This window comes from Tissierella sp. (assembly GCF_031460495.1).
Classification (GTDB): Bacteria; Bacillota; Clostridia; order Tissierellales; family Tissierellaceae; genus JAVKTS01.
In genome coordinates, this window is record NZ_JAVKTS010000006.1 from 1 (window position 1) to 14,819 (window position 14,819).

General features: G+C 33.9%; 11 protein-coding genes. 4 read left to right on the forward strand and 7 right to left on the reverse strand.

Annotated elements, in window-relative coordinates; genetic code table 11:
- From RIN63_RS13080 to RIN63_RS13090, 3 genes are all read right to left on the reverse strand, one after another.
- Positions 1-327 (reverse strand): hypothetical protein (locus tag RIN63_RS13080; RefSeq protein WP_310445185.1); only part of this gene is annotated, 327 nt, incomplete at its 3' end.
- A gap of 324 nt (positions 328-651) precedes the next feature.
- On the reverse strand, positions 652-4,947 hold the full coding sequence (locus RIN63_RS13085; protein ID WP_310445304.1) for a S8 family serine peptidase: 4,296 nt from the start codon (positions 4,945-4,947) through the stop codon (positions 652-654).
- Positions 4,948-5,053: 106 nt separating this feature from the next.
- Positions 5,054-8,173 (reverse strand): S-layer homology domain-containing protein, encoded by a 3,120-nt coding sequence (locus RIN63_RS13090; RefSeq protein WP_310445186.1) that lies wholly within the window; start codon positions 8,171-8,173, stop codon positions 5,054-5,056.
- 460 nt (positions 8,174-8,633) lie between these two features.
- Here RIN63_RS13090 and RIN63_RS13095 point away from each other — a divergent pair, with 460 nt between their 5' ends.
- The 3 genes from RIN63_RS13095 (at position 8,634) to RIN63_RS13105 (ending at position 9,348) form a co-directional block, all read left to right on the forward strand.
- Positions 8,634-8,855 (forward strand): DUF1659 domain-containing protein, encoded by a 222-nt coding sequence (locus RIN63_RS13095; RefSeq protein ID WP_310445187.1) that lies wholly within the window; start codon positions 8,634-8,636, stop codon positions 8,853-8,855.
- Positions 8,856-8,929: 74 nt separating this feature from the next.
- On the forward strand, positions 8,930-9,148 hold the full coding sequence (locus RIN63_RS13100) for a DUF2922 domain-containing protein (protein WP_310445188.1): 219 nt from the start codon (positions 8,930-8,932) through the stop codon (positions 9,146-9,148).
- Positions 9,149-9,204: 56 nt separating this feature from the next.
- Complete coding sequence (locus RIN63_RS13105) at positions 9,205-9,348, forward strand: YvrJ family protein (protein ID WP_310445189.1); 144 nt, start codon at positions 9,205-9,207, stop codon at positions 9,346-9,348.
- Between the two features lie 23 nt (positions 9,349-9,371).
- Here RIN63_RS13105 and RIN63_RS13110 read toward each other — a convergent pair whose 3' ends face one another.
- Positions 9,372-9,917, reverse strand: coding sequence for a sigma-70 family RNA polymerase sigma factor (locus RIN63_RS13110; protein ID WP_310445190.1), 546 nt, complete (start codon positions 9,915-9,917; stop codon positions 9,372-9,374).
- Positions 9,918-10,138: 221 nt separating this feature from the next.
- Between RIN63_RS13110 and RIN63_RS13115 the strand changes: the two genes are divergently transcribed.
- Positions 10,139-10,699, forward strand: a complete 561-nt coding sequence (locus tag RIN63_RS13115; protein WP_310445191.1) for a competence protein ComK — start codon at positions 10,139-10,141, stop codon at positions 10,697-10,699.
- A gap of 31 nt (positions 10,700-10,730) precedes the next feature.
- Here the strand turns inward: RIN63_RS13115 and RIN63_RS13120 are convergent, their stop codons facing one another.
- The 3 genes from RIN63_RS13120 to RIN63_RS13130 all read right to left on the reverse strand — a co-directional run bounded on the left by RIN63_RS13120 (position 10,731) and on the right by RIN63_RS13130 (position 14,769).
- Entirely contained in the window at positions 10,731-12,227 is a 1,497-nt protein-coding gene (locus RIN63_RS13120; protein ID WP_310445192.1) for a carbon starvation CstA family protein, read from the reverse strand.
- 111 nt (positions 12,228-12,338) lie between these two features.
- Positions 12,339-13,058: a LytTR family DNA-binding domain-containing protein gene (locus RIN63_RS13125; protein WP_310445193.1), complete on the reverse strand. Its 720-nt coding sequence runs from the start codon at positions 13,056-13,058 to the stop codon at positions 12,339-12,341.
- A gap of 37 nt (positions 13,059-13,095) precedes the next feature.
- Positions 13,096-14,769, reverse strand: coding sequence for a LytS/YhcK type 5TM receptor domain-containing protein (locus tag RIN63_RS13130; protein WP_310445194.1), 1,674 nt, complete (start codon positions 14,767-14,769; stop codon positions 13,096-13,098).
- Between the last annotated feature and the right edge of the window lie 50 nt (positions 14,770-14,819).

Consider the following 14,819-nt stretch of genomic DNA (forward strand, 5'->3'; position numbering starts at 1 on the left):
TTTTAATGATTCTACTACTCCTCTTCTAACTTCTAGCTTAGTATTATATGGTGTCATTGAGGATGATACAGCTTTTCTTGTAGCTTGAGCTACCATTTCTGTATCTACCTGATCTTTCATATATACCAAAATCTCAACTAGGTCTTCTTTTTCAAGGTCTTCCTTAAGTTCTAATTCTATTTTGTCTGATGCTTTTTGTATTAGGTCTACTTTTGCTGAACTAAGTTGGTTGTCTTCTGCATAAACAAATGATGTCATATACCCTAATATCATTACCATTGTAATTAGTAGGGATAATCCTTTGTTAATCTTTTTGTTTCTTAACATCAACATTTACCTCCTTAAGTTTTTTAGTAATACTCTTATGATTTTGCACCTCCTTGTTTTTGATTATGTGAAAAGTAAGGCATGGTTACACCCCCTGAAATTATATATATGTCCCCTATCAAAATTTATCCCATAACCTTACTTCTTCCATTTATTAAAATGCTATTAAAAGGTTTAAAAATACTATTATATTTATTATTTTCCAATGATAATTTGCATTTTCCGTAATATTTTTGTCCTAAAGTATAGTAATTTGTCAATATTTTTGAGTAAAACACATTACCCCCAAAGCTTGTCTTTAGGGGTAATGTCTCTATTAGTTTGTTATTTTTCGAAAATCCTTGTTTCTCCAAATATATCATGGTGAATTAATCTAGTTGGTAGAGACTCAATACCTATTTGACGTCCACTATCATCCACTATTGTATTGTTATTAAGTTTGATATAAACTGGGCTTCCAGAATTATACCATTCAATCAGCTTAGATTGAGCATAAGCATCTGTATTTAGATAATCCATATCAAAAGCTTCATCACCTATGATGACTGAATTAACAGGAACTTCTTCCATAGCACCTATTACAGTTACTTTTCCAGCAGCTATTCCATAAGTTTGAACACCCTCTGCATCTACATATATTACTTCTACTTGTAAGTTGGAAGCAACAAATCCACTAGGAACGAACCAAGTAGCTGTATATAGTCCTGCTTCTCCCTCTGGCATTGGGGTTCCAAGGCTATTTGCTCTAAAACTATTTCCTCTTATATTTATTGGAAGTAGAATTCTATAGTATGCAGTACCCCCTGTTGGAGCATTAAAGCTTATATTAAATGATCCACCTGGTGAAAGCTCAACATCAGTTGATGGCTCAATATTTGATATAATAGGCTCTTCTGGATCTGGCTCTTCTCCCGTATCAAAAGGAATATTAGTAGTATTTACAGTTTCGTGCCCAGCCCCATCTCTTAAAGTGAATACAAAACTATTATCTCCATTAACTAAATTCACTGTATGAGTTATTGTTTGGTTAGCAGGCTCAACTATTACAAGTGGATAGTCGTATACATAAATCTGGCTATCACCTAAGAATAACTCAAGATATCCTAAATTATCTCTCATTGTAATTTCTAATTCTGCTGTTTTCTCTTCATTGTCAATACTATTTACACGAACTTCTAGTTCTGGTGCTCTTGTATCAACATAGAATCTTCTAACTAAACTACTAGTTGCTCCAGTTTGAGAAACAGCTTCAACCTTAATTTGTTGATATCCATCTTCAATAGTTACAGTCTTTTCAAACTTAAATGCTGGACCTGTGTATATAACTGTAGATGGATCATCTGGATGATATATAGTTACATTTTCCATAAATTCTACATCAGCTTCCACATTATTCACTAGAACCTTGTCTAGTAAAGATAAGTTTGCAACATAACCACTAAACAATATTTCAGAAGTATCATAGATTTCAAGAAGGCCTGGTTCCAAAATATAAATATATGGATGGGCATTATTTACAACAAAATCTAATGATCCAACATTAAAATTCAGTAATTTATCAGCAGCCTGAACCTTAATATTATAATTTCCAGCAGCTTGGATATATTGTTTTATATCTAACTCGTAGGTCGTCTTTCCTTCCTCTGCATAAACAATATCTTCTATTACAGTGTCATTAACAGTAAAAGTAAATCCATATACACCTATTCCACCATCAGTGGAATTCCATGTGATTTTGTTAGTCTGTGGATTAAATGTCAAATCTGTTACTTCTGGGCCCACAGTATCCACAGTTATTGGAATTCTCTTGGATTGTGTTTCAGCTCCATCATAGTGAATCTTTGCAGTAATTTCATAGAAATAGTCCCCATCTGGTACAACGCGACCATTTATAACTCCATCCCATTCTGCAGCAGAGACCATTCCAACAGGACCGTTATTGCCACCGTTGATATAGTTCTTTCTCTTATATTGTTGCATTAAAATGGTTCGAAGAAGATTCCCTTCACCATCTAATATATTGTAATTAACCGATTCTGCATTTCTCATAAATGACAAGTAAGGCATAATGTTTCCAGTACCTAATATATATCCAGATACAGTTCCTGGATTCATATAAATATGAGGTGTAGTATAGTAATAGCCATCACCTTCAGCAGTCCAATAAAGCATACCTGATGCATTAAAGTATGAAGAGCCTGCTGGGTCAATAAATCTCATACCATCAAGTATCTTTGGTTCTCCCCAATTACCATAGAAACCAAGATATGGTACTGAAAGAGTTGGATTTTCATCATTTAAATCTGTCAAAGTAACAAAGCCTTCAACAAACATATTTCTATAAATAGTAGAATCTGTGCCAATGTCTACTGTTACTTCAAATTCATATTCTCCATTTGCAGGAACAGTTATTGAATCTGGTGCATCTATAGTTGCATCATAAATATAATCTGATACTAAAAGATTTAGTCCTACTGGGTGAATGTAATCTGCTAAAACAGCCACATCTACAGCATAAGTTGCGTCTGTATTTGAATCATTTATAGCTCTAAATCTCATTGTAAATTCTGTATTTTCAAAGTCTTTTAATTCAACTTTAGCTTCATTAGTTGTAGCATCTACTACTCGAACTGGAGTAGATACTGCACCATAAAGATCCATTACCCCTGCACCCTGTCTTCTAGGTGAATATTCAGTGTCATACTGATCAAAAGTTACAATAGCTGTATTCATCAAAAGAACCTTAGCAAGTCTTGTTTGCTCTCCTAAGCTTAATCCACCATAAATGTCATGTTCCTTAATATATTCCATCACAAGAGCAGAACCACCTGATACATGAGGTGCTGCCATGGAAGTACCACTCATTGTTCCGTATTTATCATCATTTAATGTAGAATATATCTTTCCTCCTGGAGCAGTGATTTCAGGCTTTAATTCCAAAGATGGAGTAGTTCCCCATGAAGTAAAGGCTGACATTTGTCCTGCAGTTGGATTTGGAATACTTGCCATTTCATCTGAGAATTCAACTAACTTTTCCTCTAACCCTAATAATTCCATTCCTGCTGTATATCCAACAAATACTGCTGGTATAGTGTGTACATCTGGTGTAGCCATATTGATTAATTCTTCCCCACCAGCTGCATGATTACGCACTATTATACCTATAGCACCTGCATCTTGAGCATTTTGAATCTTATCAACAAATGGTCCAGTGTTACCACCACGAACAACTAAGACTACCTTTCCAGCTACATCAGTTAAGAATTGTGGACTTCCATCTTGCCCATCTACAAATTCTTGAGGTCCTTGTAATGTTGCTAATGGATCAATATTTCCTGCTATTGCCATTGGAGCATGTTTTTCTTCTCCATTTTTAATATAGGATAATTGGTTAGATTTTTGATAAGTATTTTCTATTGAAGCTACTTGTATAGTATTTTTATTCAATCCAGGAGCCCCTACTACACCTATATCTGGATTTTCTGGCCATGGATATCCTGAATTTGTTCCAGTCCATCCATAAGTCATTGAACCAGAGTTTCCTGCTGAAACTGAACATACGATTCCATTATTTGTAGCATTGGTTATAGCAATATCTTCAGCTGATTCAGGCATATAGAAAGAAGCAGTTGAACCTAAACTCATGTTCAGTACATCTGCGCCTAGTCTTATGGCTTCATCAATTGCCACTAAATATATATCACTAAAAGTAGTTGCATATATTGGGTCATTTGAGAATACTTTCATAGCTAGTAATTGGGATTCTGGAGCTACCCCTTTAATTCCACCATTTTCAGTATCTCCATTTGCTCCTGCAGTACCAGCCACATGCATACCATGCATTGAAGCATCTGGACCTAAATCTAATATTTCATTATTTAAATCATAATAGTTATATCCATAAGGAACTTTCTCAGTATAATATCTACCAAGTAAATTCTTGCCTACTAATGATTCAGTTGTAAGTCTTGGAAGAGTTTCTTCGCTTAATACCATATCTCTATGGCTTGGATCAATACCAGTGTCTATAATAGCTACAACAGTACCTTCCCCTTTATAACCCAAATCCCAAGTTGGCAATGATCCAATCATATCATGGGATGTGTCCATGTCAGGTTTTATTTCTGGTCTATTATATTCATTTGATATATAAACCTTGTTAACTTGAGGTAATGATTCGATTACTTTAATATCCTCAAACTTAACCTTACCACTAAATCCGTTAAAAGCAGTATTAAAGCTGTTTATAAACTCCATATCTACTTTTTTGGATAAAATTGCATTTTTAAGACCCTCTTGCTCTTTCATTATTTGGTTTTCAATACTATTTAGTGAAGTCTTTGACATTTCGCCATAGCTCATATTTCTTTCTGTAGCATAGACTATTGATGGATCAGATTTTAATTCTACAATAATCCTTACCTCATCATCATCATTGAAAGATTCCCCTAGCTTATCTTCTAGCTTTACTCTTTCCTCTTCTAATTTTGGTTGGAATTTCTCAATAATACGCTCTAATTCTTTTACCTGAGACATACTTGTGTTTTCCATGTTTTCTGCAAAGGTAAATCCAGGTATTATTAGAGTCAATACAAGTAATAATGCTAAAAATCTACTCATTCTCTTCAAATTACTTCCTCCCTTGATTTTTTATTTTTATACTTTGAAATTGATATATCAACCTATCCTAAGGAAGCCTTAGGATAGGTTAACTTTGGGTTAGTTGTTATGGTCGCACTAGTACTACATCTGTAAATGTGTGCAATATATTGGCACCAGTAGCATCATAGATTCTTATTGTTACTGTGTTATATTGTGCAGGGTCATAGAATATCAATCCAGCTCGCTCATTTAAGTTAACTATTGAAGTTTGTGTTATATTTACAGTACCACCATCATCATCAGATAAGTGATATACTACATCAAACTTAGCAGCACCTTCTACGTTCTGCACTACTACAGACACATTACCAAAGGTAGGTATAAAACCTGGGTGATATGTTGCAGTTATTTGTGCATTTGGATTTTGTGGGTCTTCTTTTTCTACTAAACTAGCCATTGCAGTAGTTAATACTGATAATGCATCATCAACTTCTATTTGAGTTGCGTCTACATTAGCATTCACTTCTATAGCTGTTGTTAAAGCTGCTGAGAATGGTGCCCATGATTCAGGAGTATAATCTTCTTCAAGCTTTTCATTTGCTGTAGCTATTGCTGCTGCTAATTCAGTTTTATCTACTTCTGGGTCTGGGTCCACTGGTTCTACTAATACTAAACCAGTCATTGAAGTTGTCAATTCTGATAATGCACTGTTAACCTGTTCTTGAGTTGCATCTACATTTACATTTACTTCTATTGCTGATGTTAGAGCTACTGAGAATGGAGCCCATGTTTCTTCTGTATAATCATCTTCATTTAAAGCTTGTGCTTCAACTATTTTTGCTACTAGTTCAGTTCTATCTACTTCTGGGTCTTCTGGCTTTAGCTCTAGGTCTGCCATTGCATCTGACAATGCTGATAATGCTTCATCAACTTCTGTTTGTGTTGCATCTTCATCATCTCTGACTTCTTCAGCTGCTACTAAAGCTACTGAGAATGGTGCCCATGATTCAGGAGTATAAGCTTCTTCAACCTTTTCATTGGCTAAAGCTATCTTTGCTATTAAAGCTGATTTGTCTACTTCTGGGTCTGGCTCTTCTATTATTGTTATTCTTCCTAGTGCAAATTCTCTTATCTCATTCTTTGCAATTTTAAATACTACTTCTACTTGAAATTCTTTTCCTAATACCTTTTCAGGTATTGTCCAAGTTCCAGTATATCTACCATCTATTTCAGTCATATCTATTCTATAATTACTAGTTGTTAATGTATCGAGTGAATTTTCAAATGGGAGAAGTACACTAAAATATCCTTCCCCACCAGTAGGTGCATTAAAGCTTACCTCTAATACCTCTCCAGCTCTTAATGTTTGATTTACACTAGGCATAATATTGGTAAGTTTTGGAACCACTGGTTCTTCTACTCCTTCTAAGTTATCCATTGCAGTTGTTAATGCCGATAATGCACCATCAACCTCTTCTTGAGTAGCTTCTGTATCATTATTTACTACTATTGCCTCAACTAAAGCGGCTGAGAATGGTAACCATGATTCAGGAGTATAATCTGCTTCAATTTTAGTATTCGCTTCAGTTACCTTTGCTGCTAATTCTGTTTTATCCACTTCTATTGGATCTGGATCTTCAGGGTCTGTTGGGTCTACTAATACTAAACCAGCCATTGCAGTTGTTAATTTCAACAATGCTGCATCCACTTCTCCCTGTGTAGCTTCTTCATCATTATTTACTACTATTGCTTCACCTAAGGCTATTTCAAATGGTCCCCATGTTTCTGGAGTATAATCTTCTTTATATACATCTTCTGCAACAGTTATTTTTGCACTTAATGCTGATTTGTTTACTATTGTTGGATCTGGATTTTGTGGTTCAGCTGCCTTTATCTCTATAGTATAAGTTGCTGTCTTCCCTCCAACTGTTACTGTCAATATTTGACTAGTTACTGCCACTTTGCTGTCAAATCCTGTTACATTAACTAGAGTTATTGTTTCTATTTTTTTACTACCATTACTGTATGCTCCTTCTATTACTAATCCAGTAATATCAAGACTATCCCCTACTGTATAGACTAACTTAGTTGCAGGAACTTTAATTGATATACTGCTTAATGTAACTGGTGTTGGTGTTGGTGTTGGCGTTGGTGTTACAGTTCCGCCGCCCCCACCACCATATCCACCTGATGAAGTAGAAGGTGCTGAAGTAGTTGTTTTCTCTTCATCTATGGTTATATCTTGGCTAAGTTTAGTAAGATTAGCTATTGATGTACCTTTTTTTATAACAAGGTTTACCTTTCCATCTAATTCCGCTAACTTTATTTGACTTCCTTTTATTAGTTCTATCTTTGCTTGCCTGAAAGTTCTTAATGATTCAACCGTTGTATTTTCCAATACGACTCTTACTAGCCCTTGATGTTTATCTACTAATAACTTATTAATCTTAGAATCTTTAATAACTATACTATTAGCTCCTCCACCCTTGACGCTTACTTCACCCTTTACCACTACATTGTCAAGAGTAATATCTCCTTCTCCTATGCCTTCTGTTAAGTACAAATTCCCTTCTATTGTCATATCTTTCAATACTACGCCTGCTGTATTTACTACAAGATTTGTATTTATGTCTTTACTTAATGTACCACTTACATTAACTATTTCCCCTGAAACACTATGCAAGATCTTTACTACCTCAGCCCTTGTAATCTCAGCCTCTGGTCTAAAAGTTCCATCAGGATATCCATTGATAAATCCAGTTTTCCTTAATCCCCCAATAACTCCTTTAAGTTCTTCAGGTAAAGTTAAACTATCAATAAAATAATCAGATGCAGCTATATCTTCCTCTATATCAAATACAATACCAATTATCCTAGCAACTTCTCCCCTGGTAATATTCTCAACAGCATTTAGTGATACTGCTGGAAGTATATAATTAGCTGCAAGGCCTTTTTGCACCTCTTTGTAATACCAATCTGTGGTACTTACATCAATAAAGGTTACCTCACTTTCATTAGTAAATCCCATTATGCCATTAATGACCTTATAAAATTCAGATTTACTCATGTTGTTAGTAGGTCTAAATGTTCCATCTGGATAACCTGAAATAATCATCTTATCCTTCATGTACTTAATCTCATTCTTCGCCCAATTGCTCTCGTAGTCGTTAGATTGTCCAATTGCAACATTCATACTTGACATAATCAATACAAAAGCAATTAATAGTGATAAAAATCTTCTCATCCAAATACTCCTCCTTAATAAAGTTTTTAGCTTGCTCTTTTTTATATAATAGTCTTAAACTTGTACCCAAGTCTACAAGCGATTTCCGACAGATTACATTCATGTCATCAATTGTCAATAGCCCATTAACTCAATATATTCTTTGATAACTATAGGTAATTATAGCCAACCCCTTGGATTTTATACACTAATCTTTATGCATATAAAGTCTTATTCATTTACTTAAGAAATATGTAGTTTGTAGTTTAAAAACAGAATTATCTGTCAATTTGTTGATTAATTTTTGGTAATATTTTTTATAACTAATTCAAAACTCTACTTTTATTGTGGCTCCCCAGTTGTTTTAAGGGGATTTTGTCTTACAATGAGTTTTCCCGGGAAATATAGTAGATTTTGTTGGATTTAATCATAGTAAAATTTCCCTATGAATTCTATTTATTTAATGTAAGGAGGTGATAGAATGGCAATTCAAACTATAAAGGAAAAGATGACATTAAAACTTGAGCTTGATGGGGGAATCGTAGCTGGAAAGCAAAAAGTTGATTCAAAATCTTTTTCACAAATTAAGACTACAGCTGTAGATGAAGATTTATACAATACAGCTACTGCATTATCTGGTCTGCAAGAAAAAAACTTGCTAAAAGTGAAAAAAATTGAAACAACTGACTTAATTAGTGAGTAGTAAAGGTGATAGGTCCTTCCATCTGTCAGATTAGCAGATGAGGTATCTACCTTTTGGAGAAAGGTGGTGAAAAAATGAATAAGACTAAATTGGAAATGGAGTTTTTAGATGCAGCTAACAAGAAATTTGTAATTAGCTTAGATGACCCTAGATCAGATATCACTCCTGAAGAAGTTGGAGATGCTATGGACACTATAGTTTCTTACAATGTATTCGCTTCCTCTTTGCAAGACTTAGTAGTAGCTAAAGAGGCTAGAATAGTAGCAACAGCAGTAAGCACATTAGAAATATAGTGGGACACAGGGACAGGAGTACTGTCCCTTTTTTAATATTATAAGGTGGTGATAAAGTGGATGAAATATATTCAAGTGTAGCTAATCTTGGTTTTCCTATTGTTATATCAATATACTTATTGGTACGAATAGAAGGAAAACTAAATCAGCTATCAGAGAGTATCATTGAATTATCTAAGACCATAGCAGCCAGTAAATAGACATGAGAAAGGGACAGTTCAGATTACTGTCCCTTTCTCATCTTCTCCAATGCATTGCCCTTTATATTCACTACAGTCCTATAGGATATCCCTAGTTTATCTGCAATATCTTGAATTCCCATATTTTTTATATAATAAAGCGATATTATTTCTCTTTGCCTATCAGTTAGTTTATATAATGCTTTCACTAATTTCTTATTATCTTCTTTAACTATGATAGATTCCAATATATCCTGTTCTTCAGATACTAATAGATCCAGTATCTCTGTTTCTCCATCAGCAATGGTTTCATTTAGACTAGTATGAATCTTTATCTTGTGTTTATCTAAATACAAATATCTAAGCATTGTCTTTACATATCCTAAGAAATATACTCCTTTAGTAGAATCATAATCATTGATACACTCTAATATCTTTATATTTCCATCCTGGATCAAATCCTCATATTCATTTCCCTTGTTAAAATACTTCCTAATGGAACTAAGTATTAAAGGCTGCAATCTTTTAATTATCTTCTCTTTTGCTTCCATATCTCCCACTCTAGCTTTCTCAAATAATTCATTAAACATATATCCATCTCCTTTATACTGGATTCCTCCCAAACTTTATAAATCCAATATATAAAATTATGGAGAATAAGGAAAAATCGGAGTTTACTTAAGTCTTGAAGTTAAATCTCTGGACTATACAAAAGTCCACAAAATTTTAAATGGACTTGCAAAGGAACATCTGTTCTGTTATTATAAGTCTAAGAGTTGAAATAATTTTGGGAATAGAAAAGGAGGTAGCTATGGAGAAAATATTTAATGGAGAACTTATGGCGTTCATACCACAATATGTAGAGGACAGGGGTAACTGTACTATTGTATATAGAAAAAATATGGAGCCAAATATAATTGAAAAAACCTTAAAAACTGTTATTCGCTCAATTGGAAAATACTATATGATAGATTTGAATGAAGCAAAGAAAAGATATAGACTTCTTGTTTCATCACCAAATTTAGTACCTATTCCCTTGAGCAAACAAGATGTATTTGTACCTATTAAGGTTAGAGTACCAATATGCAAAGGAGACGGAGCCTTTGGATATATAAATCTAAGATATATTGACAAGATTAAAAAAGAAAAGAAAAACACAATAGTTCTTCTATCAGATGGAACAAATTTAAAATGTCTAAGTAGCCTAGCTACAGTGAAAAATCATATAAGAAATGGGAATATAGTCAGCAAATGCTATGAGAATAGATCTATGAGGGTTTGTGAAAATGAGGAAATCTATAATGCCATGCTCCCAGCTACAAAAGCTGATATAGCTATGCTTAGACAAGAGTTACAAAGCAAAATCACCTAAAACTTTAGTCTTAGGTGATTTTATTTACTATTTATTTTGCTAGTTCTTCATCATAGTTTAAAATGGTGTTTGAACGACTGTCTGCCAGTTTTGGAACAAATACAGCAAACAGTATTGCTGCAATTATACCAATTACATATGATATAGCATAGCTTTCAGGTGCTAAACCAAACAATCCACCTATTCTAGATTCAAGCCCCAATCCAATACTTTCATGACAGATATACGCCGTTACTATGAATGTGTAGAAAGTACCTGGTAACAAGGTCATAAAATAATTTTTTCCAGCTGTCTTAAGATAAACAGAAATCATAGCAAGAGCAAATACTGCTACTAATTGATTTGTAAATCCAAAGTACCTCCACAGTAGGTTGAATCCACCTGGTGATAGTTTCGCGTACATAAGTATAAATACTGCAGGAATAAATATAATCAAGGATAAGCCTACCCTCTTCTTAGCATCTTTTTGATCTATGTTAAATTGTTCAGCTATCATAAGTCTTAATGCTCTAAATGCAGTATCTCCTGAAGTAATAGGTAATACTATAACTCCTGCTATTGCTATTAATCCACCTATACTTCCCATGAATTCTCTTGATATGATACCTACCATTGATGTAGCACCTGTAGTAAGTGCTGTACCTCTTCCAAATAGTACCATTGCTCCAGCAGCCCATACCATAGCAATCAATCCTTCAATTATCATCGTGGAATAGAATGTGCCGCGGCCTTCCTTCTCTGATTTAACTGTTCTTGATATAAGAGTTGCCTGACTTCCATGGAATCCTGACATTATACCACATGCTACAGTAATGAAGAATACAGGTATAAAGTTTTGTCCTGTTGGATGTTGGAATAATAATCCCTTTGGAAGACTTGTAAAACTTGCTCCTCCATCCATTAAAACTCCAGCAAGAACTCCAATAGCTGAAACAATTAAGACTCCTCCAAATACTGGATATACACGACCTATAATTTGATCTATAGGGAAGATCGTAGATATTATATAATAGCCTAATATGATTGCATAAACGATCCAAATAACACTGCTGTTAACATCCATATCTAGAATATCCCCAACTATTAAATCTCCAGGAGTATAGATAAATACAACTCCTACCAACAGCATAAGTAACCATATGATAACTGTATATACTTTAGTGATGCCATCACCAAGGTATTTCTTAATCATCTTTGGAACCTGAGCTCCTTTGTTTCTCATGGATATCATACCTATGAAATAGTCATGAGTAGCTCCTGCCAGTACACATCCTAAAGGTATTGTAATAAATGCTATAGGTCCAAATAAAATTCCTTGAATTGGTCCTAAGATAGGTCCTGTACCTGCAATGTTAAGTAATTCAATAAGCTTGTTTTTCCAAGGCTTCATTGCTACATAATCTACACCATCTGCCATTGTTACAGCTGGTGTTAGTCTGTCATCTGGAGCAAACACCTTTTCACAGTATCGTCCATAAATTTCACCACCAACAATTAAAATTATTAGTCCAATAATAAATGTTGTCACTATGATCCCTCCTAGCATATTTTGGATAAATCATATCATAATATTCGGAAAATTATCCCTATCTTGGAGTGAAGTGTATATTAAATGGTGTGAAATGTATATAAATGAGAATCAAATCTTTAGTAGTTCCTTTAAATCCTTGATTTTATTTCTACTTACTGATAATACTTCATCTTCAAAATATTTCATTCTCACACAATAGCTGTTGTTAAACCATGGGTATATTTCCATGATATATTTAGTATTCACAAGATAACTTTTTTGTATCCTAAAGAAACCATTGGATTTCAGCTTGTCTTCAAATACCTTCAGTGGAGTATTATCCACATACTTATCATTCATAGTATGGATAATGCAGTTCTTATTTTGAGATTCAATATAGATAATTGAAGAAACATCCACAAGAATTATCTTTCTGTCAATATTTATAGGTATCCTCGTAAGTTTCTTAGCTTTTGCATTTATTTCAAGCTCATGCTTTTTATTATATTTGTCCACCATTAGCTTAACCTTCTCTTCAGAAAAAGGCTTGAGAAGATAATCTAGAGCCTCTACTGCGAAAGCATCTTCAGCATGATTATTATAAGCAGTTGCAAAAACTATTTCCGCCTTAGGAAGTAGCTTTCTTGCTGTGGAAGCAAGGGTGATTCCACTAATATCTCCCAAGTTTATATCTATACATAGTAAGTCAAAGGACTGCTGAGATATCATATTTAAAGCACTTTCACCATTTGAAGCCTCCACAATATCTGCATGAGGCAAAACTTTGCTAATAAGGTATTTCAACTCACTTCTTGCAGGTTTTTCATCATCAATTATAGCTATTTTCATTTTATCAGTCTCCTATCCAGCCTGATATAATCATAGGCTAATTTTTAACTATACTAATATTTACTCTTGTCCCTGATGGAGTAGATACAATATCTAGCCCATTGGAAGATCCATACATATAGCAAAGTCTCTTGTGTACATTTGAAAGACCAATATTATTGTGCCCAGTGGTGTTGTTCTTTAATCCTTGGATAATGTCATCTGATATTCCATGTCCATTATCACTTACAGAAATAAGAAAATCTCTTTCTCTTTCCCTAACTTCGATATCTACCTTACCAATATTCTTGCTCATTGCACCATGGAAAACTGCATTTTCAACTATGGGTTGGACAATTAGACAAGGAACCTTACAATCTAATCCTTCAGGTAACTTTATTGAGATTTCTAACCTTTCATCAAATCTTGCTTTTACCAACTGTAGAAATGCTTTTACATATTCCATTTCTTCATATATACTTACCAGTGCATCCTTAGTCTTTATTGAATTCCTAAAATATGTAGCAAGAGCGATAAGTAGCTCCCTTGCCTCATTTGGTTTTTCTCTTACGAAGGAGCTAATAGTATTTAAAGAGTTAAAAATAAAATGAGGGTTAATTTGTGATTGTAATGCTTTGTACTCAGCCTTTACTAGTAATCCCTTCTGTCTTTCCATATCGGCAAGTTCGTACTGTGTAGAAAGCAATTTACCTAGTCCATCTGCAAATAAAATCTGTGAGTCATATGAAATCCTATACTTTTTCGAAAATATAATCATGGATCCAAATACCTTGTTGCTTTTAATCAAAGGAACAGCTATAGCTATCATATGCTTAAGTGGTTCGTAGAAAATATCCTCCTCTTTAGCATTTTCTGCAACTATTACTTCCTTTTTTTCAAAGACCAATTGGGTAATATCAGGTAAAGGATTTTTATTAGGTAAAAGATTTATATCTCCATTTATGCTAATTATTTCCTCTGTATTGGTAATTACCACTGCAAGATCATTTGAAAAATCCAGAATAATTTCCCCTATATTATTGCAATTTTTCTCATTATATTCACCCGTCTGCAAAATTGGTAAGCATTTGTGAGTTATTTCAAAAGTAAGATTTACCTTTTTCCCAATCTTTTGTTCCTGCTCCGTTATGATGTTTTTAAAAACACCAACAAATAGAACCATTCCTATGGAATTGAATATTGTCATAGGTAAAAATATATTTTTTACCAATAAAAATGCCTCATCAAATGGCCTTGAAATTAACAAAATAATTAACATCTGAAGGCTTTCAACTACAAAAGTGATTAAAAATAATTCTGAACTGTTATATTTATTTTCCTTAATATGTCTTGAGACCATTGCCCCAATTAAACCACCTAAAAATGTAGATATAGTGCAAGCAATAGTTGAAAATCCACTAATGTCTATGATAAATCTATGGATACCTGCAATTGTGCCAGTGACAATCCCAACAAGGGGCCCCCCTATAAAACTACTGGCCATTACACCTATGACTCTAGTATTTGCTATAGCACCACTGATGGCATAACCAGTATAGTTTGATATTATACCTATGGATGAAAAAATGATAATTAACAATAACTGATCCTTTATAGACTCATTTTCATATACGATTATTCTTCGTACAGCCTTAATCCTAGCCAGTACCTGAGCTAATAGGATCAATAATCCAATATTCACCAGCATTGCCTTGAAGATTTCTATATTCATTTTATCACCTTCTTTCTGGGACAGAGGGACAGGAGTTGTGTCCCACTTTC